The following is a 21585-nucleotide window of genomic DNA, read 5'->3' on the forward strand; positions in this document are numbered from 1 at the left end:
CCAGACTCCGGCCGATGGCAGCAACCAATAGGCACGCCCATTCGTTATGGGAACAGGAAACGATCTGTCTGCCAGGAGACGCCATGAAAAGGTATTACCCATGGGTGCGCTTGTTGTGGGTTGTGACAGCCGGCTTTGTCTTGCTCGCCGGCGGTTGGTACAGCCTTGTGGGCTGGCATTACCGCAAGAGTATCGTGCCCCTGGCGCAAGCGCCGACCGAACGCGTGGCGATTGTTTTCGGCGCGCTGGTCTATCCGAGCGGCCGCCTCAGCCCCATGTTACATGACCGCGTTGAAACGGCCGTGCAGTTGTACCATGCCGGTAAAGTCGAGAAGCTGATCTTGAGTGGAGACAACCGTTTCGTGGATTACGATGAACCAGGCGCGATGATGGCCTATGCACAGTCGCGTGGGGTGCCGCTGAGCGCCATGCAGCCTGACTACGGCGGCCGACGCACGTATGACACCTGCTACCGAGCGAAGGCCATTTTTGGCCTGACGTCAGCCATTCTCGTCACCCAGGACTTTCATCTGCCGCGCGCGCTGTTCACCTGCCAGGAGCTGGGGGTGCGTGCGATCGGCGTGGCCGCCGACCTGCAGCCCTATGGTCAGCACGCGCTCGCCTGGTCAACCCTGCGCGAGGCGCCGGCCCGCCTCACCGCGCTGCTCGACGTTATTCGTCGTCAGCCGCCGCCGGTGATGGGCGAACCGATCGCGGTGTTTCAGCCGCCTACGTAATGAGCGGCTGCGCCGTGGCCGCGGCCACATTGAGTTCGCGCAAGAAGCGCTTCCGCAGCTCGTCCTCCACACGCTCCGGGTCATTGTCATAGCGAATGCGGCCGCCGGCCATATGCGCATGACCGCCTGTGCCGCCCATTTCGCCCACCACCTGGCGCACCATGCGCGCCGCGTTGGCCTCTGGCACCTGTGTGCGCACGGCCATCACCACATGGCTGTTGTAACGCCCCCAGCAAATGACCCAATCCGTGCCTTCCAGCCGAGCCAGGATGTCGGCCATCTCTGCGGCCATATCTGGGCGCTCCATCTGTCCGAGACTGGCGAGCGCCACGCGGTCATACAAAACGGTTCGCGCCAGGGTGTCGTTGAACGCCTTGAAGTAGCTGCGCGGCACGCGTGCCTGCTCGATCTTTGCCAGCAGCTTGGGATCCATCAGGGCCAACAAAATCATGTACGCCCACGCGTCGCAGTCGCCGGCGTCGCGGGCCAGGCCGCGCGTGTCCGTCTTGATGCCGTAGAAGAGGGCGGTTGCCAGTTGGCTGTGGGGCTGCAGCTCAGCCGCCACCAGGTACTCGGTCAGAATGGTGGAAGTGGCCCCGTAGCAAGGGCGCACATCGCGGTAGCGCGCCCGCTGCGGCGCGCGGCGCAGCTGATGATGGTCGAACACAGCAACCACCGGCAGATCAGGCGGGCGCGCATGGTTGGAAGCGCCGACCTGCGTGTCAATCAACGCGATGGCGTCGGCATCGCTCCAGTTGATCTTGTCCACCTGGGTTAGTTGGATATCCAGGCTCGATACCAGGGCGCGGTTTTCGGCGCGCCCAATGATGCCGCCGTAGACGATGCTGGGATTCCTATTCAGCCGGGCGTTGAGCAGGGTTTGCAAGGCCCAGGCGCTCGCCAATGCATCAGGGTCCGGGTCATTGTGGGTGAGGATGACCAGCCGCTGACTGCTGCCGCATGCGTTGAGCAGCCGCTGCAAACGACGCTGGCCGTGCAGCATGTCGAAGACGGGCAGCGTTTGTCCGCTGAACGGCATGGCAAAACGCGGCGTTTCTGGCGAGTCGGTTGCAGATGTCATCGCATGACCTCGACCCACGCTGCTTCACTGATGCCGTTGCTATCCAACGGAATATGCACCATTCCATCCGCCTGCATCAAGGTGTAGATCAGGTTGGATTTGCCAAATACCGGCACGGCCCAGCGCTCCTCGCCGCGCTGCTCCAGGCGCACCTGCACATAATCCTCGCGCCCGGTCACCGAGGCGATGGGGCGCGCCAGCCGGGCCATGACGAAACGCGGCAGGAGTTCTTCTTCGCCCTGAAACAGGCGCAGCGTCGGCGCCACCACCAGGTCGAAAATGACCATCGCGCTGACCGGATTGCCCGGCAGTCCGAAGACCGGCTTGCCGTCGCACACAGCCAGGATGGTGGGTTTGCCGGGGCGCACGCTGAGGCCATGCACCAAAACACCGGGCTGACCTAACGCGGCGACCACCTCGGCCGTCATGTCCCGCACGCTGACTGAGCTGCCGGCGGAGATCACAACCACGTCAGCCTGGGCAAATGCCTGGTGGGCCAGGGCCAGCAACATTTCTCGCCGGTCAGGCGCAATCCCCATCAGGACTGGTTCCGCGCCCGCGCGGCGGGTCAGCGCGGCCAGGGTGTAGCTATTGATGTCTCGAACCTGGCCGGGGCCGGGCGTCTGCGACGGCGGCACCACTTCATCACCCTGCGAAAGGATCGCCACCCGCGGCGGCCGCGCAACCAGGACCTGCGTGATGCCCAGGGCGAGCAGCCCGCCCAGGTCAGCGGGGCGCAGGCGGCGGCCGGCGGTCAGAACCACGGCGCCTTCGCGCACATCTTCGCCAATCTGGATGACATTCTGACCAGGCGCCACGGGACGCAAAACCTCAATCGTGTGCGGAAACGCCGGCGCTGCGTCCTGGGGCGCGTGCGCGGCGGGGACGACCTCGGTCTGTTCGACCATGACCACGGCGTCCGCGCCGGGCGGGATCATGCCGCCGGTGTGAACGATGGTGCAGGCGCCGGGGGTGATGGGCAGGTTGGCGGCCTGCCCCATGGCTGTCTCCCCGATAACGGTCAAATAGGCGGGCAGGCTGGTCGAGGCGCCAAAGGTGTCGGACGCGACCACAGCGTAGCCGTCTACGGTGGAACGAGCGAAGCTTGGCAAATCGTGCGGCGCGCGGATTGTCGCGGCCAGGACGCGGTCCAACGCCCCGGTGACCTCAACGGTTTCGGTCGTGATGTGAATCGGCAGATGCTGGCGGAAGATCTGCCAGGCGGCGGTTGGTGTATGGACGTTGTACAGTGCTGGCATGACTTCTTTCGCTCAGAAACCGGGCTTCGGCCAGAAACCCGGTTTCTTTTTGCTTATCCTTAGCGGTTGCCGTTGCCGGCTGCGGCCGCGAGCACAATCAGGCCGAGAATCAGAATCATCGCGACGAGGAAGAGCAAGACCGCAGGCAGCAACACTGCCACGAGCGCGCGACCCCACTGGGTCTCCTCGCCCATGACCAGGCCATCGGCGCCCACGCGCTGCTGCACCCACCCCAGGCTGACGGCCGTGGCTTTGGTGTAGATCAGCCAACCCCAAACTGCGGCGACGATCCCCAGCAAGCCGCCCAGGCAGGGCACAGGCGCCAGGAACGTCAGCAGTTGGGGGACACTGTAGAGCGGCGTGGTCGTCAGAAAGTCGCGCAGGCTGCCTTTGGCGCCCAACAGCAGCCGCGCCAGGAGCAGCACCCAGATGCCGTAGCTGAGCCAGGCGCCGAGACGCACAAACGGGGACGAGAGCCAATGTCCCAGGGCTTCCAGGAAGCGGCCCACAGGCCGCGGCAGCGTGGTCGGCAGGCCCATGATGCCTTCGGCAATGCTAAGCCCGCTTTCGAATTGCTGGCGCACCATCGCCACTGCTTCCGGCGGGATGTTGCCGGCGTTCTGCATTTGATCGAGCGCCTGGTTCAAGCTGTCGCGCACAGTCTGCATGTCCGCAACCGGATTGCGCACTATCTGCCATAAGAAGCTGATGCTGCCCGCGATCAGGGTGACCACGATGAGCAACCCAATGGCATAGCGCATGCCATCCACACTATCACGGAAGCGCAAGAATGCGCTGGTTTTGAGCGTCAGGATATCGCCGAGCAGAGCGCCCCATTTGACATTGCGAAAGTCGCGGTCGCTGACGCTGTTGAGATCGGTTGTCATTGTGCTATCCCTCCGGCCACCAGGCCAGCGATCAACGTGCTGAAGACGAAGCCGAGCACGATGATGACGATGCCAAAGAGAATACCCGGCAGCAGCGTCGCTGCCACGGCGCGCTGCCAGCTCAACCCGTGCACCGTTTTCAACGCGGTGTAGCGACAGAGCATCTGCCAGGTGCCGATGACGCCCCCCACCACCACGAACGGAATCACGGTGACCAGGCTCAAGAGCTGCGGCGCTTCGGCCAGGGCGGTGGCGCCCAGGGTCTGGGTCAGCGTGCCCTTGCCGCCCAGCAGCCGCGCCGCGAAATGGGCGACGACGCCCCAAATCAGCCACAGCAGAATCATCTCGACCGGGAAGAGCACAATGTTCAGCGCCGCGTTGCCGACATCGGGGTAGCCAGCCAGGCGCGGGAAGATCTGCCAGCCCAGGTCATAGAACCGATTGAACATGTCGAGCGCCTGCTGTCCGCCAGCCTGCACCATTTGACCAAACCACGGCATGTTACGCAAACCGTCCAGTACGGTCTGCTTCATCGCTTGCAGGTCTGGCGTGGCCGTCCGCGCGAGCGCAGTGCCCACCAAGCCTACCAGGGCGACGGCGACGCTGATGATGACGACAATGAATAGGCCTTCGACGAATGGATTATCATCATCGCGCATGTCCTCGTACACGTCTTGTTCGAGGAACAGCGCCCGCCACGCCCAATTGAACGAGCGTCTAACGAATGGCATTACATCCTCCTCATCCGAATTGCAAACAGGTGATCGAAACGAGCGGCCGATCCAGTCACGATTGGATCATGCAGCAGGGAGCAGGCTGCGGGGGCGCGAGGAAGGGCTGCGATGCCTCAACCTCGATCCGCAGACGGTACAGAAAAAGTATAGCACAAGCTGGCAGCCCGCGCAATCAAAACCCAAATTCCATCTCATGCCCCACGCGATCACCAATCTCTGTTCTTCGCTCTCTGGTATCCCGTCTCCGGTCTCCGAGCTCAGCCCCAGGGAGACTGGCGGCCTGCGTCAACGAGATGCGGGGCTGGTGCGCAGATCGTAACCCCACCGCAAGTTGCTGACCGCACGTTCCACGCCGGCGCGCGCCAGCTCCAGCAGGAAGGGGTGGCTGAGATCGGCCGGCGCTTGCAGGCTGGCAGCCAGGTGACGCGCCAGCGCGGCCGTGCTCAAGTCGCCGGCGAACGCCAACCAGGGCACCATCGCCAGCAGGCGGCGCCGATAGGCGATCAAGCTGGTGGGGCTGAAGTCGCGCGTAACCAACTCCTGCACGAGCATGTCAACCGTAGGAAAGGCCGGGCGGCGGCTGTCCAGCAGGCGCTCGGCCAGGTCATACGCAGCCTCGGAGTGAACAAACCAGGAGCTGAAAGCTCGATGATCGAGCAGCGCCCGCGACTGTTGGCGCAGATTGGCGATCGCCAGATCGCCGGCCAAGGGGGGAAGATCAGGCAACGGGGGCGCCGTGGGTTCGCCAAACTGCCAGATCAACGGGTTGAGCAGTCGGAATTCGTGAGCGACGGGGGCCTGGTGTTCGTAATTGAGCTGGACCGCGGCCGCCACCAGGCTGCGGCCATAGTCGAAGGGGGCTTCGAGCAGACGCAGGGGCTGGTCGCTGCGGGGAATGAGCAATTCGCAGAAAGTGCCCGCCAGGTGCGGCCCGGGAATACGCACCTCGGGCAAACTGGCGTTGGCAAAGGAAAGGCGGATGCCTGCCGCGTCGCCCAGCAGCACGCCCAGGAAGGTCACCTCGCCTGGTTTGTAGAGGCTGATGACGGGTGTGCGCGTCGGGGCCACAAACCACACGGCGCGATAACCGTCGCCGTCAACGCCGCTGACCAGCGCGCGCCAGCCGCGTTCGGGCGGCGGCGGCGACTCAGCGTTCACGCCAGCCAGGGCCAATTTGCGCAGGTTTCGATCAACCAGCGCGCGCGTCGCGGGCGACACCGTGGGCAGCAGGCATCGCAGGCCCACGACGGCCGTGGGCATCCGGATGCGCCCCAGCGCGTTGACGGCCTGCGCCGCCACGACATCCCGACTGTCTTGGGCCAGCAGGCGCAGAAGCACCAGGCGTCCTTCGGGTTCGATGGCATCGAGGCTGTTGATCAGATCGAGCACTACTTCCAGCGGCTGCGACTCGAGCTGCTGCACGTATTCGATGTAGACATATTCCGACTGCTGCGCAGCCACTAACATTTCACGCACCGAATTGAGCATGATGGCGCGTGGGTCGGAGAGCGTGGCGTAGAGGGTTTCATCGGGCGCCTGGCCCAAGAACCGCTCCAGGATCGTGATCGCGGTGATGCGCACCTGGTCGGGGCTGCGGGTATCCTGCGCCGCGGCGCGCATGGACTCGATGACCGGCGCGCCGGCTGCATGCAGCGACGCGGCCACCTGCCCCAGGCCGCCGCGAATCTGGGGATCGGTCGTGCCCAGCATGGTCAGCAACACAGGCAGCACCTGGTCGCCCATGCGGGCAATGGCGCGGGCGCGGGTGCGCAGATCAAGCTCGCCGTGCGCGGTGCTGAGAGCGAGCAGCGCGGCTTCGATGGCGGCGCGCGCGCGGCGCGCGGCCATCTTCTCCGAAAACGCGTTGGCTATGATGTTGTCTTGATTGGCGACAGCTATAATGTTATCTTGATCGGCCATGGCAATGATCTTGTCTTGATTGGCGGCGGCGGTAATGATGTGGTTGTGATCGGCCAGGGCATGATGTTATCTTGCTTGGAGGCCAGGCTTGGCAACCATTTCGTATGGCGAGCGGGCGCGCCTTGCGCCGATTTCCTCAGGCGGAAAAGTGAAGTCCATTCCCGCATGCAGTATACCATGACCAAAATCGCAAGACCAAAATCTCAACGCCATCGTCCTGCATTCGCATTCCCACGCGGCCAACTCACTCCCGATCTCCGGTCTCCGATCTCCAATCTCTGGTCTCCGATCTCTGGTCTCCAATCCCTAATCTCCTACCCCCGCGGCTGCAAAGATGAAAACGGCCGGGTGATCGAAGAGGCGAAAGGTCAGCTCCGCGCCGCTGTCGTCCCAGGCCCATGGGCCGAGCTGCGGAATGACGCGAAATGTCTTGACGAGGCGATACCCGGTTTCACCGGCGAACAGGCGGCGATAGAAGGCGGCTTGCGCCGGAAAGCGCGCGGCCGCGGCTGTGAAGCGTTCGGCCCAGCTATTGCCTACGATAACATAATCGGTTGTCAGCAAGCTGCCCAGGTAGGCCGCGGTTTGCCCTGGCGACACGGACGGCGCCAGGTAACGCACACTGGTTACGCCGTCAACCTCGTAGGGATTCCAGACCCGCCAGTTGTAACCAGTCAAACCGTACTCGCTCTCTGCTTTGTGCAGCAGCAGCCCTTCGTCTTTTTCCACCAGGATGGACGCGCCGGCCGGCGCTTGCTGCTGAATCCAACTGACCGCTTGCAGACGCACATCGGGTGGGCGATAGATCTGCACGTAGGCCAGGGTATGCAGCAGCCCCGCGGCCGCGATCATCAACGCCAGGGCACGGCCGCTCATCGTCTGCCAGCTCAGTTTCGGCGCTCCAGGCCGCCATCCAGCCCACAAGTCGGCCAGCAGGCGGCCGCCCAGGATGCACAATGGCGGCGCGAGGGGCAGCGCGTAGCGTATGAACTTGGCGTATGCGCCGCCGGCCACGACCGTATAGGCCAACAGCCAGGTCAGGACATAGGCGTCGGCAAACCAGGCAGGTGGGCGCTCCGATTCTGGAGGGGCGATTGCGTGTGATTTTACCACGGCGGGCCGCCCGCGTCGCGCTTGCCACAGCCGCCAGAACCCGCCGCCGACTGCCGCCAGGCTCAGCGCGGTGAGCGGCAGACCGAATCCGTAGCGCAGCCAGTTAGTCAGCGCGTAGAGAAAACGCGGTGTGCCGTCGAATTGGGCGGTATACAGCACGGGCAAGCTGCCGGCCACGACCAGGCTTTGCGTGCGTACGCTGTCGTTACGATCGAGATCGAAATAGGTGGCTGGATTGAGCACGGCGTAGGGGTTGAGCGCCAGCCAAAGGCCCACCACCACCAGTCCGCACAGGAGCAGTTGCGGAATTCCCCAACTGGCTGGGCGGTTGAACTGGCGGCGCGTCTGCGCCAGGTGCGCCGCCAGAACCGGCGCGGCCAGCAGCCCGGCGCCGATTTTGACCGACATGGCCAACGCCACGGCGGCGCCGGTCAACGCATAGTCGCGCCAGGCGCCTCGCCGCGCCAGCCGTTCACCCAGCAGCAGCGTCCACATCATCAGCGCGACCAGCAGCGAATCCACCGTGCCAAAATGCGCCTCGCGCACCGGCAGCAGGCAAATCGCCAGCAGCAGGCCGCTCCCCAGCGCGACGCGGCGGCCGGCAGCCTCGTTCGCCGGATGGGGATACAGCCGGCCGGCGAGCGCCATAGTCAAGCCGACGGTCGCTGTGCTGGACAGGGCAGCCAACAAACGTCCGATGTAGAGCATGGGCGCGGAATCGAACGGCGTCGCAATCAGCGTCTTGAGCCAGGCCAGCGCCTGGTCCGCCAGCACGGTGCTCAGCGCCAACAGGTACAACGGCAGTGCGCCGTAGGACGATGCCTGTGGATCGAGTGAGCCGGTCTGCGCAAAACGCTGCGTCAACTGGCTCGCCAGGTAGATCACGTGCGACTCGTCCACGTTGAAGCTGTGCGGAAAGCCCCATGTCAACCCGACCACGCGTAAGAACAGCGCCAGCAGCAGCACACCGCCCGCCAAAACTGGAAAGCGCGCAGCCCTCATTGATTTGAGCAAGCGCCGCAGATGAACACGGATCGCCACGGATTACCTGTTTTCATTCCTGGTTGCGCGCCGCGCATGGGTAATTGATCTGAATATGCGCCAAACGAACTTCTTCACAACTCGCCGCGCTTGAACGCGGCAATGATGCCCTCGGCCGTACGCGTCGCCAGCGCGGAGATCGTCAGCGCCGGGTTGACGCCCGCGCCGGTGACGAAGGGGCTGCTATCGCCGATGAACAAATTGGGCACATCGTGCGTGCGACACCAGGGGTCCACCACGGACGTGCGCGGATCGCTGCCCATGCGGCAGGTGCCCAGGTAGTGCGACGATCCGCCCGGCCGGTATTCAGGCTCCCAAATTTCTCGCGCGCCGGCGGCCTGCAGGACCTCATCGAAACGCCGACGAATCGCTTTGAGCATCTCCTGATCGTTGGCGCGCGGCTCATTGAGGATGCGCGGCGCAGGCAGGCCGTACAGGTCTTTGACGTTCGGGTCCAGACTGACTTCGTTGCGCAGGTCTGGCAGTTGATCGCCCACCGAGGCCAGGCCGACCATGTGGCCGAACAGTTCTTTGACGCGCTGCTTGTGGCCGGCGCCCCACCCTGGCACGCGCTGCGCCACACTGAAGGGCCACTGCCAGCCGTTGTTCACTTCTACGGTGAAGCCACGCGCAAAGTTGTTGCGTTTGTCCGTCGCGTAGAAATCCTGGATCATGCCGCCGGCCGGGATGCCGCGGTAGGTATCCACACGTTCGTCGAACACCGCGTACGTGAAGACAGCCAGGTGTTCCGTGAAGTATTTGCCCACCAGGCCGCTGGAGTTAGCCAGGCCGTTGGGAAAACGAGACGACTGGCTCAGCAACAGGAGGCGCGGGGTCTCGACCGCGTTGCCCGCAATGATGATGGCGCGCGCTTCCACTTCTTGCTGGCGGCGGTCGGCGTCAAAATAGATGACGCTGCGCGCTTTGCCATCCGCCCCCACCGTGATCTCGCGCGCCATGCACTGCGGTCGAATGTCAACGCGGCCCGTGGCTTCGGCTTTGCGTACGTACGTCACGTCAATGCTGCCTTTCGCCCCAATCTTGCAGCCCAGTCGGCACCCGCCGCACTGTACGGACGCCGGCCGGCCGTTCCAGGGACGACTGGGCAGCGCCACGGGCGAGTGAACCATGTGCAGACCCAGGCGATCGGCGCCGCGCTTGATAACCTGGCTGGCGCAGTTGTAGGGGAAGGGCGGCAGCGGAAATGGCCGGCTGCGCGGCGGGTCAAAGGGATTGGCCTCCGCCCCAGACGGCCCCGAGATGCCGATTTCATACTCCACGCGGGTGTAATACGGCTCCAGATCGGCATAGGTCAACGGCCAATCGTCTGCCACCCCATCGGCGCTGCGCACGCGGAAGTCGGACTCATGGAAACGCGGCGACACGCCGACATACACCAGCGTCGAACCGCCCACGCCTTTGGCGCGGCTGTAGTTGAACCAGTCGGCGCCGCCAGAGGTGTACAGATCGCGGCGCGGGTCTTCGGGGTCGAACACACGCGTGGCAGAAACCTCGAAGTCGCGCTCGGTGGTGCGATAGTCCACGTAGGGGTTGAAGCGCTTGCCGGCTTCGAGCACAATGACGCGCAAGCCGGCTTCGCCCAGTTCTTTGGCAAGTACGCCGCCGCCTGCTCCGCAGCCAATGATCACCACATCGGTCATCTCGCGGGCGCGCGGCTGAAAGAAACGCGGTTTCTGAATGAGGTCGCTCATGATGACGCGCAATTCCCCAGGCGCCCCACGTAGCCGCGCGGCATTGGAGGCCCGTCGTAGCCCAGCCAATCCCAACCGACCTGGCTGGTGTAAAACGCCTGCATCACATCGTTGACAAGCTGCGGGAACAGGTTCAACGCCGGGCCGAGACCCTCCCAATCGTGGAAGAGATCTTGCGCCTTGCGTTCTACACGATCCGGCAGCGTTGTCGTCGTGCGGTTGATATTCTGCTGCATCTGGTCCACTGCCTCCAGCAGCGCCTGCTGCTCGGGCCGCGTCAGTTCGACGAAGACCGCGCCATGCATGCGGTGCGCTAACTCATCGAAGGCCAGCAGTCCTGGCGCGTACAGCGCGCGGCGGTGAGCCGAAGTGGCTATTAGCCGATCCACGATGTCAACCACCTGCGCTTCAGGCGCGCCTGGTCCATGGTTGTCCGATGGCGCCAGGTGCGAAGCCAGTGCGCCCAGCAGGACATATTCCTCTTGGGTGAGCCAGGCAATGCCGCCGGTGGGCCGCAGACGCTCGCGCGCGTCAATGATCGCGGCGCGCCCCTGGTTGTCTAGCACCAATTTGCCGCCGATGCCCGCAGCCGCCAGGCCTAAGGCGCCGCTCACCAACGCGGCGCGTTTCAGAAAGACGCGGCGCGGCATGTCGTTTTGATGATTCACGGTTTCTCCCAGATAACCAAATCGCCGCCGACCGCGGTCGCGTCTCGATAGACCGCTTGCCAGGGCGGGGGCAGCGCCGCTCCCTCTTGCCAGGCTTGCAGCCCGGGCCGGGCAGCCAATTTGCGCGGCGAGGCGATGATGACATCCACGCGCGCGGCGTCTGCATAGTTCAGCACTTGCGCCGGCGATCCATTAGGCATCGGCACATGAATCCCGCCGGCATAGAAAGGAATCTGGCTGTGCACCGACAGGATGCGCAGGCTGCGGCCCGGCGCCTGCTGCGCCAGCCAGGCCCCGGCCCGCTGCTGGTCGCCATCCACTGCGCGCCGACTGCTGACGGTGCTTGCGCGCGGGAGGGAAAGCAGCAAGGCCGCGGCGACCGCCACGGTGAGGACTGTGCGCCCGCGCGCAGGAATCGCCCGCGCCAGCCCTGGGCCGCTTTCCGCGAAGGCCAGGCCGTTGCCAGCCCACGCAGCCAACAGCGGCCACAGGGGGAACAGGTAGCGGGTGTAGACCAGCGGCACCATTGCTACCGTGAGCAGCGCCAGCCCCAGGAAAGAGCCGAGATAGAGGGTGGACGCGCGCCCGGTCGCGCGATCCGCGCCGGTTGGCGATGACGATGGGTCTCTGCGGCCGACGAAGGCAAGGGCGCTGATGATGCCAACCGCCATCGTCGCCAGGAACCAAGGGGAGACCAGGTAAAGCTGCATCTCCTGGCGCACGCGGCGCAGCCCGTCCACCAGTTGGCGCAGGCGGCCGGCGGACCACAACGGCGGCATATCCAGCGCCTGCGGCTGGCTCAACTGCGCGGTGCGCTCGAGGAAAACGCCATAGGGTCGCCCGTCAGCGTCCAGGCCATAGGCCGCATCCACATAACTTTGACCCTGGGCCATGCGCCCGGCAATGACAAAATTAAGGCTGCTCTTGCTTTCAAAAGCGACTCGATCGAGCGTTAAGCTGAGCCACAGGACATAGGGCGCGGCCACCAGGGCAAACGCGCCCAGCAGCGCGACCATCTGCCGGCCCAGGGCGCGTCCATTGCGGCGTGCGGATGGACGCGGCGCGGCCCAACGGCGCAGGCCAAGCCACACCGCGACCAGCGCCAGCGCCAGCGCGCCTTCGACGCGGGTGAGATAGGCCAGCCCCAGGCACAGACCTGCGATCAGCGCGGCCCGGCCTTGACCTGATTGGACGGCTCTCCAGCCCCAGGCTAACCCCAGAACCAGCAGCAGGGCGTACAGCGTCTCGCTCCATTCCAGGCTGCTGTATTCGATCAGCAGCGGCGCGCCGGCGACCAGCAGCGCGGTCCACAGACCTGCGCGGCGATCGAAAAGCCAGGTCGCCAGCAGATAGGCGGCTGGGACCAGCGCAACGCCGGCCAGAAGCGAGATCAGCCGCGCGCTGCCCAGCGCATCGCCGTTCAGCGCGGCGACGAGCGCGATCAGCAGCGGATAGAGCGGCGGAGCAAACGGCTCCACGGCGCCGAGAATGCCGACATAGCCATGACCGGCCAGCAGATTGCGGGCGATTGTAACATACGTCGTACCCTCGGTCAACACGACCGGATGACTGAGAAAGCCGGGCACGCGCAGCAGAGCGCCGGCCAGCGTGATCAAGGCCAATGCGAGCGGTACGGCTATTTGTGGTTGCCTGCTGCGCATCATGCTTGCGGCTCTGCCCCGGGTTCAGGCAAATGGGTGAAGTCGAGCACCGCCTCACGACCGGCATGGCGCCGCGGCAAGCGAAAGCAGAAGGTGGCGCCCTGGCCGTTCACGCCGGGGCTTTCAACCCAGATGCGCCCGCCGTGATGCTCCACGATGTGCTTACAGATCGAAAGGCCGAGGCCCGTGCCCTTGTACAGGCGATTGGAGCCGCCATCTACCTGGTAAAAGCGATCAAAAATACGCTGCTGTTCTTCGGGTGGAATGCCAATGCCTGAATCGCTAATGCGCAGCACGATGGCGTCGGCTTCCTCCTCGCCGTGCACGCGGATGGCGCCGCCGGGCGGGGTGAACTTGATGGCATTGTCCACCAGGTTGGTAACCACTTGTTCGACGCGCATGGGGTCTGCTTCGATAGTGGCAAAACTTGGCGCAACCTGGTTGATGATGTTGACTCTGCCATTGGCGGCCTGGGGGCCAAGTTTGGTCGCCACGTCAGCCACCAGGTCGCCGAGATCAACCTGCTCCATGCGCAGCTTGATTTGACCTGCCTCCATGCGGCTGAACTCCAGCAGGTCGCTAATGAGCCGCTGCAGTTGGTTGGTCTGTTCCTTGACGGTGCCCAGGAAGTCGCGCTGCAGATCGTTGACCGGGCCAGTTTTGCCCATCAGGATGATCTCAACGAAGCCCTTGATGGAATGGAGCGGCGTCTTCAACTCGTGGGAGACCACGCTGAGGAAGTTGGTCTTCATCCGCTCCAACTCCACGCGCGCGGTGATGTCGCGCAAGACGGTTACGACGCCGCGGCGAGCGCCACCTACGCTGGACATCGGAGATGCCAGGGCCTGGTAGGTATGTGCACGGCCATCGCGCGCGGTGATCAGCTCAATTTCGCGCACGATCGGCTGCTGTGTACTGCTGAGCGTTTCTTCGATGACGGACAGCAGTGGGCTGTGCGCCACGAGCGACGAGAGGGGCACGCCGGTGGCGACGTGCAGCACGCCGAAAATGCGCATCGCGACCGGATTCATCAAGAGCAGGCACAAGTGGGGATCCGTCACCAGCACGCCATCGCCAATGCCCACCACGACAGCCTCCAATTCGCTGCTCTTTTCCCAGGCTTCCTGGTAAAGTTGGGCGTTTTCAATCGCGGTGGCGGCAAAGTAGGCGAATGAGAGGCCCAGTTGGCGCTCTGGTTCGCCAAAGTTGACATGGGCGCGGCTGTCGCCCAGGTAGAGCGCGCCAATCGGGCGCTGCCGCGCGAGCAGCGGAATCACCAGGCATGAGCGCATGCCCCAGCGACCGAAGAGCGCTTGTTGGCCCACGGCGCGGCTGGCCGCAGCGTCTCCCACCATGACGGGCTGTTCATTGGTGAGGGCCTCGGCCGTGGCCGGCTCGTCGTTCAGGATGATTTCGAACTGCTCGGCCAGGGCCTGCCCGCCATCTGTCGTGATGCTGCCCATGAGCCGGCGGCCGTCTTGGTCGAGGACGGCGACCGCGCAATGACTCGCGCCGAGTAAGTTGGCCAGGCGTCCCACAATGACTTGCAGCACTTCTTCCATCCGTAACGTGGAGGTGAGCGAGCGCATGACCTCTTGCAGGGTGCGCAGTTCGAGCACGCGCTTGCCCAGGTCCGTGGCCGTACGCTGCAGGACGCTCGTTTTTTGCGCCAGGTCGCTCTCTTGGCGGGCCAGGGCATCATTGAGACTGTGCGCCCGATGCTGCCACTGCGCCACATACCATGTCGCCAGGCTGCCGGCCAGAATCCAACCCCACAGCAGTCCATAGCGTATGAGAAAACTCTGCTCGCGCAGAAAGCCCAGGTTGCCGTGATAATACCACAAAACGAGGATGTACAGTGGGCCAAGCGCGAAGGGCAGCCAGGCGATTTCCTGGCGTATCGCGGGCGCCAACAGAACCGCTTTGAGCGCCAGGAGGCCATACAGGAGATACATGGGGCTGACTACCCCGCCGCTGATGGTGATCAGGTAGCTGATGAAGGCGGCATCCGCGCTGAAACCAAACCACAAGAGCCAGGCGGCGGGGCGAATGTCCGTAATCCAGGTCAGAACGGTGGAGAGCAGCGCCACGAGCGCGTAGAGGAGCCAGGCCAACGACAGACCGCCGCCAAAGGGCGAGAAATCGGCCGTCAGCACGATCACCGCGCCCAGCGCCAGCAGCAGCCAGCGTAGGGGCACCCCAATGAGCCGCTCCTGGCGATAGGCCATGATGAGGTTGGGAGAGTCGAATGCAGCAAGCGTTGTACGTGTGGCCATGGTATCCAAGAAGAATCGGCTCAGCGGGCTGCCGGGAACAGGGGAAAGCGCCAGATGCCCTGATCAGTGGCGGCCAGCAGGTAACTGCCGCGCCGATCGAAGGTGAGTGCATGGACAGCGCCAGGCCGCCGGCCGCGGTCGAGAGGCTGCCAGGAAAAGCCGCGATCATGACTGACCATGATGCCCGCGCCGGCAAGCGCCAGGTAGAGCGTTGCCGGGTCGTCGGCGGTCACCACGAGCGCTTGCGCCTGGACTTCATCCGCCGACGCAGATGGGGCAATTGGCCCCACACCATCCATCGAGTAAGGAATGGCTGCCCAGGAGGCGCCGGCGTCGGTGCTGGCGAATAGGGCGCCCTGCCCCCACGCGTAGAGGTGAGCTGGTTGGGCGGCCGCCTCGGCCAATAACGTCACCGCGCCCGCTGCCAGCCGTTGGCTCTCTTCCCAATGGTCGGCCAGCGGGGATGGCAGGCGCAGAATATAGCCGCCCGCGGTGCCCAGCAGCACCTGTGGCTGCGCGGGGTCAACCACGCCGTCGCTGCGGCCTTCGCTGACGAGGATGACCGTGGCTGGCCCAACCTCGGCGCGCCAGGTGGGCGTTTGCTGCCAAAGGTTGCCCCCATCGAGATTCACGAGCAGACGCTGGTTGTCCGCCAGGTACACCGCGCCCAAAGGCCCCAGCCCCACGACTGGATTCTGATCGCTGCCGGCAAAGCTGCGCATCAGCTGCCAATTGGCTCCGCCATCGGTTGAGCTGTAGAGGCCGGATTGATTGTCCGCGGCCAGCGTCACCAGCACATGACGGCCGTTGTGGGTATCCACGGCCAGGCGATGCAGCTCAGGCGCACCCCACATGCCATTACCGGGGAGCGCCTCATCAATCGAGCGCCACACGGTGCGCTCAGCGTCGCCGCCAGGCGCGCTGGCGCTGGCTTGCATCAGCCCATCGGTGGGCGTCCATGCGTAGTAGAAGAACAACCCGTCAGCAAATCCTGTCGCCACGTGACGCACGCTCTGCTCAGGTAGGCCAACCGTTTGCCATGCAGAACCTGTGGCTGCCAGCTGCATTGCGAGCAGGGGCAAGAAAAACAGGAGTGAACCGAGCATCAGGTAGCGCCACGGCGGCGTTTGATGCAGCAAAGTCATCGGCTTTCTCAACGAATCGGCGTCGGCGTGGGGGGAACCGGCGTGTCGGTGGGGGGAATCGGCGTCGGCGTCGGCGGCACAGGCGTGGCTGTGGGCGGCGGCACGTCCGTTGGCGTGGGGGGCACGGTGGGCGTCGCCGTGCGTGTGGGGGGAATCGGCGTCGGCGTTGCCGTCCGCGTCGGTGGGATCGGCGTCCGCGTGGGCGTGGGGGTGCGCGTCGGCGTAGGGGTTGGAGTGGCCGTAGCCAGCGCCTGCAGCGCGGCCGCTTCACCGCTCTGCGCGGTCGTCTTGTCTTTGACTTCCAGGGCCAGGGCGCGGCGGTAATCTTCAAGCGCGGCCACATACTGCGTGAGCGCCATGTACTGATCGGCGCGGCGCAAATAGATCAGGTAGAGCAGCTGCGCGGTTTGCCCACCGGCATAGGTGTTGCGCGCGTCGTACACCGTGCGCAGGCGTCCTTCAGCCTGGTTCCAATCGCCGACGTTGTAGGAACGCACGCCGTCCAGGTAGTAGCTCGCCAACTGCCGTTCTTCGGTGGCCTGCACATTCTTGGGGCGTAGACTCAGCGCGCGGCCGAAGCTCTCAATGGCCGCCTTGACATTGTCTTCAGAGGCGCCCGCGGCGCTGATGCGCGCCCGGCCTTCGTTGAGATAGCAGTTGAAGAGGTATTCTTGCACGCCTTCGGCGCGAAATGAAGCGTCGAGCGCGCGCACCTGCTCGAACTGCGCCAGGGCTTCGGGGCACTGACCCTGGTCATAGAAGCGCTGCCCGGCATTATAGAAGCCCAAGAGGGTTTGCTGGCGTTTGACCTGCGCGGCCAGGCTCTGCGCGTCGGTGGATTGAGCAGGATCAAGCGCCAGCAGTTGGTCCAGATAGCCGGCGGCGGCGTCCCATTGTTCGGCGGCGATGGCGGCCTTGGCCTGTGCATAGAGCTGCGCCAGGGTGCGCAGGCGCGTCGCACGATCACGCTCCGCTTGCGCTTGCAGATTGCCCGGCGCCAATTGCAAAATGGCTTCGAAATCACGGATGGCGCCGTCGTAGTCGCCCGCGCTGAGCAGTGCAATGCCGCGATTGTACAGCACGGACATCTGCTGCTGTTTGCCGTTGAACCAACTGTCCCGTATGCCGCCGGGAATGAAGAACGCGACCAGCAGAACCACGATCGCCGCGGCCAGCGCGATCAGCAGCCAGCGCCGCCGCGCGGACTGCGCCGCGCTGTGGGGTTTGGCGGCAGGAGCGGCATCGGCGACGCTGCCGGCGGCGGCGCCCGATTCCATGGACTCCAGCTGCAGGAACCAACGTACTTCGTCCAGCAACTCGTCGAGGCCCTGGCGCGCCGGCTGCATTTTTTTGAGGCGCGTAAAATGCTCCAGCGCCAGTCGCCATTCGCGACGCTGATAGTGTTCCATGCCCTGGGCATGCAGCTGCTCAAGGTCTGCCGATGATACGGCCATAACCACCACTTGTCCTTACACTCACTGTCGCCGCCCGGCCTGCGGGAGATACATCGTGCGCCGCACCGGCGTCGTGATTCTCACGCTGTCCAGGTAGGTGTAGGTGTTGTAGTACCCATCTTGCCGGTTGAAGTTGCCAAACCAGAGTCTGATCGTCTGCCCGGCATACGGGGCGAGATCAAAGCTGGCGAATTTCCAGCCCAGGTCAACCACGGGTTTGTCAGGCCCCACCAGGTTCAAATTGTTGTTTCCATCCTGCAGCAGCCGTGTGATAGTGACGCCCGTGCTGCTCAAGATGTAAACCTCGAACGAATCATAGTATTTTTGGCGGCCCGGGTGGTACACCACGTCATAGGTGAAAACGCGGTACCAAAAGGACAGGCGCATTTGCGGCCATTCGGACAGCAGCGGAACGGTCACCGTTTGACTGACTGCGCCGCTGCCAACGGGCACGACCGGGTTGGGATAGCCGCGACCGTAGGCGGGACTGCCCAGCAAGGCGCTGTACGCGCCTGTGCCCGCGGGCGCAGGCGCAGGCGGAGGCGCCAGGCTGGTTGGCAGTGCGCCTGCGGTTTGCCAACCGCCGAAACTGCCAGTTTCAAACTCGCCGTTGTTGACGCCGTTGATATAAGTGGCGCTGTCGCCATTTCCGCCGCTGTACGCGCCCACATTCCCGGCCGCGTCGCGCGCGCGTACGCGCACGTAGGTGGTTTGTCCCACCTGGCCTGTCACCTGGATAGAGGTGGATTGGGTGTTGGTCGCCACGGTGGTCCACACGCCGTTACGTCCGGTTCGCGTCTGCACATCATAGCCAGTCACCCCGGAACCTGGGCGGTCGCGGCCGCTCCAGCGCAAGGTGAAGGTTGACGTGACCTGGAAAGGCGCCAGAGCTTCAATGCGCGCGGTGGGGGCAGTAGCGTCTATGTTGAGGATACGCTGCTGCAGCGATTCGACGTTGCCAGCGATGTCGGACGAGCGATACTCGATGGTGTGTCGCCCATCATAGCCCAGGGTGAACTGCGTGCCTGTGATCCACGCGCCGCCGTTGATGCGATACTGGGTCAGAGCTGCGCCAGAGCCGGCGTCAGCTGGCGTCAGCGTCACGACGACCGGGCTGACATACCAGCCGTTGCTGCCGGCTGTGCCGGCGGCGCGAAAAGCAGTGACCGGCGGAGTGCCGTCGTAGCGGGCCGCGTTCTCCAGCCGCACATGCTGATGGTGATCCACGTTGCCAGCGAAATCTTCTAGCCAGACATACAACGTGTGTTGGCCTTCGCTGGCAACCTGGAGACCCGTGGCAAAGCCCACGCCAGCGATGAATGCGCCGTCATACGGCCCAACGGGGGCCAGATCAAACTTGTAGTGAATGCCGGCGATGCCCGAAAGATCAGGCGGGCTGATCCAGGATACGGAAAAGCTGTTCAAATGACTCCAGCCTTCGGGGCTAACCGACACCTGCAGCGGCGGACCTGGCGCCACCGGGTCAATACGAACGGTCTGCACATGCGGAGACTCGACATTGTTGGCGAGATCGGTCGAGAGATAGGTCAGGGTGTGCTTGTCTGCCCCGCTGATGAGGGCGGTGGTGCCGGTTTGCCAGGCGCTGGTATCGACGCGGAAGAGGGTGCTGCCCACGCCAGCCAGGGTGTCGGTGGCGGTCAGCGTGACCGTAACGGGGCTGATATACCAGCCGTTGTTGCCCATGAAGCCATTGAGCGCAGCTTGTGTCTGCGGCGCGGTGGCATCATAGCGGAAGGCGTTGGCCACGCGCACGGCTCGACGATAGTCTACATTGCCCGCGCCGTCGCGCAACCAGAGATACAAATCATAGCTGCCTTCGGCCGGCACGGAAATGTTGTCTACCACTTGCATCTCGCGGAAGATGCCATCCTGATTCGCAGTGGGCGGCGCGCCCAGCTTGTAATAGGCGCCGGCGATGCCTGAGCGGTCGTTGGGTTTGCTCCAGATGAAGCTAAAGCTGTTATCACGCGTCCACGAGGCTGGCGCGGTCTGCGGCGGGGCTGGTGTGCCAGGCGCCTGCGTGTCAATCTTGAGCGTGACCGGGAAGGGCGTTTCTACGTTGCCGGCAGCATCCACGGAATAAAACTCAATGACGTGCTCGCCTTCCTGGTTGAGCACGAACTGCGTGCTGGTCTGCCAGTTGGCTCCGTCAATGCGATAGAAGGTGTTGGCGATGCCTGAGGTGAGATCGAGCGGAACCAGGGTAATCGTCACGACGGATCGGTACCAACCGTTGTCGCCAAGAATGGCGCGCGGGTCGGGCTGATAGGAGGTTGAGGGTGCGGTTTGGTCAAGGGGCACGCGCAACGCCTGCGCCGCCTCCACGTTGCCGGCCTGGTCAACGGCCTGGAATTCGAGGCGATAGTCGCCATCGGTATCCAGTACGATCTCGGTGCCCGTGATCCAGGCGCCGCTGTTGACTCGATAGCGTATGCCAGCCAAACCGCTCAGATCATCGGCGGCGGTCAGTTCAACCGTGACCGGCTGTAAATACCAACCGCCGGCGCCGGGCGCGCCGCTGATGGCGGCCTGGCTGGTCGGCGCCAGGTTGTCAATGCGAATGCTGAGGGTGCGAGTCACTTCCTGGTTGCCCGCGCGATCCACGGCGGCATAGCGCAGTGCGTAGATGCCGGACATCGGAATGCTGAAGCTGGTGCTGGTTTGCACAGGCTGACTGTTGATCTGATGGTAGATGGCCTGTACGCCGGAGCCAGGATCCGGGTCGAGTGCGCTCAGGCTGACGTCAACCCCGCTGCGATACCAGCCGTTCGTCCCGCTGGCGCCGCTCAGTTCCACACTGCTGATCGGCGCGCTGCCGTCATACCAGAAAGCGTTGAGGAGCGCATTGCGCTGCGCCGCGTTGATGTTGCCGGCGCGATCCTTGAGCCAAAGGTAGATGCTGTGCTTGCCGTCGCCGGGCGCCGCCAGGTTGCGGATAATCGGCAGGGCCGTTTGCACGAAAATGCCATCGGTTGGCCCCTGGGGTTCTGTATCCAGCTTGTAATAGGCGCCCACGATGCCGGATAAATCCGGTGGATTGGTCCACGTGAGGGTGAACGCATTTGTGCGCGTCCAGGTTTGATAGGGCGAGGCGCCTAATCCACCAGGCACTTGAATCTGACTGTCCACAATGAAGCCGTGATCGCTGTCATCGCTGGCCGTCGCACCATCCTCCTCAGTCACGATGGCGCGGATGCGCGCATCGGCCACATTCTGCGCCGGCGCCGGCCACTGGTAAACCCCGGTGTTGGCCAAGTCCGTTGCCACGGGGGTCCAACTGCCGCCGCCGTTCCAGGAAACGAGCAGGGTGATTGGATTGGTGGCTGTGATGACGCCCGTGGCTGTCCAGGTAATCGGGTGCGTCTGGCCGCCGGCCCAGGCCTCGCCACCGTTGGGGCTGAGGACGGTGATCGTCAGCGCGCTGCCCACGGCGCCTGGCGTCGCGCGCGCGATGCTCCACCCGCCCGCACCGAGCAGGATAACCAACCAGAAAATGCTCCACCCGCTGCGACCGCGCAGGCGCGGGGCGATGATCGTACTGACAATCCGTTTCATGCCAAAACTCGCCATGATTGGGACGAGCTGTGGGCGCCAGCGCAAGACAAATCATCTCCGTCCCGACTCTGTGACAGGAATCCTGTCGCGGGCCATTATACCATTGCAAAGGCTGCTGGCAAAGCGACTGCGTGGAGAGCGTCACCGCCTGGGAGGTCGGGCGTCTCGCCCGTAGCTTCGCCAGCCGATCCATCACCAGTGCGTGACGCGGGCGTATGTCAGTTTTGCCGCGGCGCAGCGCGGGCGCCGCGGCTTGGCCCCGCTCTGCACGCCCCATTTGCCACATCGGCGCAGGTTTTTTGGCAGCGGATTATATGATGT

Annotated in this window: 14 protein-coding genes; 1 reads left to right on the plus strand and 13 read right to left on the minus strand. The window is 64.2% G+C overall.

Annotated elements, in window-relative coordinates; translation table 11 throughout:
- Positions 1-83 precede the first annotated feature (83 nt).
- Positions 84-737 carry a SanA/YdcF family protein gene (locus ACPQ6D_RS13320; protein WP_423224824.1) on the plus strand — a complete coding sequence of 218 codons (654 nt, stop codon included), beginning with the start codon at positions 84-86 and terminating at the stop codon, positions 735-737.
- On the opposite strand, the gene ACPQ6D_RS13325 is transcribed toward ACPQ6D_RS13320, so the two are convergent.
- From ACPQ6D_RS13325 to ACPQ6D_RS13385, 13 genes are all read right to left on the minus strand, one after another.
- Positions 730-1818, minus strand: coding sequence for a DHH family phosphoesterase (locus tag ACPQ6D_RS13325; RefSeq protein WP_423224825.1), 1089 nt, complete (start codon positions 1816-1818; stop codon positions 730-732). The genes ACPQ6D_RS13320 and ACPQ6D_RS13325 overlap by 8 nt on opposite strands.
- Entirely contained in the window at positions 1815-3077 is a 1263-nt protein-coding gene (locus ACPQ6D_RS13330) for a molybdopterin molybdotransferase MoeA (protein WP_423224826.1), read from the minus strand. The genes ACPQ6D_RS13325 and ACPQ6D_RS13330 overlap by 4 nt, the downstream gene beginning before the upstream one ends.
- Positions 3078-3136: 59 nt before the next feature.
- Positions 3137-3964, minus strand: a complete 828-nt coding sequence (locus tag ACPQ6D_RS13335; RefSeq protein WP_423224827.1) for a hypothetical protein — start codon at positions 3962-3964, stop codon at positions 3137-3139.
- Positions 3961-4695: a YIP1 family protein gene (locus ACPQ6D_RS13340; RefSeq protein ID WP_423224828.1), complete on the minus strand. Its 735-nt coding sequence runs from the start codon at positions 4693-4695 to the stop codon at positions 3961-3963. Before ACPQ6D_RS13340 ends, ACPQ6D_RS13335 begins: the two co-directional genes overlap by 4 nt.
- A gap of 288 nt (positions 4696-4983) precedes the next feature.
- Positions 4984-6618 carry a hypothetical protein gene (locus ACPQ6D_RS13345; protein WP_423224829.1) on the minus strand — a complete coding sequence of 545 codons (1635 nt, stop codon included), beginning with the start codon at positions 6616-6618 and terminating at the stop codon, positions 4984-4986.
- Positions 6619-6924: 306 nt separating this feature from the next.
- Entirely contained in the window at positions 6925-8772 is a 1848-nt protein-coding gene (locus ACPQ6D_RS13350) for a glycosyltransferase family 39 protein (protein WP_423224830.1), read from the minus strand.
- A 74-nt stretch (positions 8773-8846) separates the two neighbouring features.
- Positions 8847-10484, minus strand: a complete 1638-nt coding sequence (locus ACPQ6D_RS13355; RefSeq protein WP_423224831.1) for a GMC family oxidoreductase — start codon at positions 10482-10484, stop codon at positions 8847-8849.
- A complete protein-coding gene (locus tag ACPQ6D_RS13360; RefSeq protein WP_423224832.1) occupies positions 10481-11152 on the minus strand; it encodes a gluconate 2-dehydrogenase subunit 3 family protein in 672 nt (223 codons plus the stop codon). The genes ACPQ6D_RS13355 and ACPQ6D_RS13360 overlap by 4 nt, the downstream gene beginning before the upstream one ends.
- On the minus strand, positions 11149-12816 hold the full coding sequence (locus ACPQ6D_RS13365; protein ID WP_423224833.1) for a glycosyltransferase family 39 protein: 1668 nt from the start codon (positions 12814-12816) through the stop codon (positions 11149-11151). The genes ACPQ6D_RS13360 and ACPQ6D_RS13365 overlap by 4 nt, the downstream gene beginning before the upstream one ends.
- Positions 12813-15089 carry an ATP-binding protein gene (locus ACPQ6D_RS13370; protein ID WP_423224834.1) on the minus strand — a complete coding sequence of 759 codons (2277 nt, stop codon included), beginning with the start codon at positions 15087-15089 and terminating at the stop codon, positions 12813-12815. Before ACPQ6D_RS13370 ends, ACPQ6D_RS13365 begins: the two co-directional genes overlap by 4 nt.
- A 20-nt stretch (positions 15090-15109) precedes the next feature.
- Positions 15110-16234 carry a sialidase family protein gene (locus ACPQ6D_RS13375; protein WP_423224835.1) on the minus strand — a complete coding sequence of 375 codons (1125 nt, stop codon included), beginning with the start codon at positions 16232-16234 and terminating at the stop codon, positions 15110-15112.
- A gap of 8 nt (positions 16235-16242) precedes the next feature.
- On the minus strand, positions 16243-17688 hold the full coding sequence (locus ACPQ6D_RS13380; protein WP_423224836.1) for a tetratricopeptide repeat protein: 1446 nt from the start codon (positions 17686-17688) through the stop codon (positions 16243-16245).
- Positions 17689-17709: 21 nt separating this feature from the next.
- Positions 17710-21264 carry an OmpL47-type beta-barrel domain-containing protein gene (locus ACPQ6D_RS13385; RefSeq protein WP_423224837.1) on the minus strand — a complete coding sequence of 1185 codons (3555 nt, stop codon included), beginning with the start codon at positions 21262-21264 and terminating at the stop codon, positions 17710-17712.
- Between the last annotated feature and the right edge of the window lie 321 nt (positions 21265-21585).

The organism is Candidatus Amarolinea aalborgensis, from assembly GCF_900491745.1.
Classification (GTDB): domain Bacteria; phylum Chloroflexota; class Anaerolineae; order SSC4; family Amarolineaceae; genus Amarolinea; species Amarolinea aalborgensis.

Bases quoted from the DNA above. Each gene is read 5' to 3' on its own strand.
- ACPQ6D_RS13320 (WP_423224824.1), top strand. From the start codon at position 84: ATGAAAAGGTATTACCCATGGGTGCGCTTGTTGTGGGTTGTGACAGCC.
- ACPQ6D_RS13330 (WP_423224826.1), bottom strand. From the start codon at position 3,077: ATGCCAGCACTGTACAACGTCCATACACCAACCGCCGCCTGGCAGATC.
- ACPQ6D_RS13365 (WP_423224833.1), bottom strand. From the start codon at position 12,816: ATGATGCGCAGCAGGCAACCACAAATAGCCGTACCGCTCGCATTGGCC.
- ACPQ6D_RS13385 (WP_423224837.1), bottom strand. From the start codon at position 21,264: ATGAAACGGATTGTCAGTACGATCATCGCCCCGCGCCTGCGCGGTCGC.
- ACPQ6D_RS13325 (WP_423224825.1), bottom strand. From the start codon at position 1,818: ATGACATCTGCAACCGACTCGCCAGAAACGCCGCGTTTTGCCATGCCG.
- ACPQ6D_RS13380 (WP_423224836.1), bottom strand. From the start codon at position 17,688: ATGGCCGTATCATCGGCAGACCTTGAGCAGCTGCATGCCCAGGGCATG.
- ACPQ6D_RS13335 (WP_423224827.1), bottom strand. From the start codon at position 3,964: ATGACAACCGATCTCAACAGCGTCAGCGACCGCGACTTTCGCAATGTC.
- ACPQ6D_RS13370 (WP_423224834.1), bottom strand. From the start codon at position 15,089: ATGGCCACACGTACAACGCTTGCTGCATTCGACTCTCCCAACCTCATC.
- ACPQ6D_RS13355 (WP_423224831.1), bottom strand. From the start codon at position 10,484: ATGAGCGACCTCATTCAGAAACCGCGTTTCTTTCAGCCGCGCGCCCGC.
- ACPQ6D_RS13375 (WP_423224835.1), bottom strand. From the start codon at position 16,234: ATGACTTTGCTGCATCAAACGCCGCCGTGGCGCTACCTGATGCTCGGT.
- ACPQ6D_RS13340 (WP_423224828.1), bottom strand. From the start codon at position 4,695: ATGCCATTCGTTAGACGCTCGTTCAATTGGGCGTGGCGGGCGCTGTTC.
- ACPQ6D_RS13345 (WP_423224829.1), bottom strand. From the start codon at position 6,618: ATGGCCGATCAAGATAACATTATAGCTGTCGCCAATCAAGACAACATC.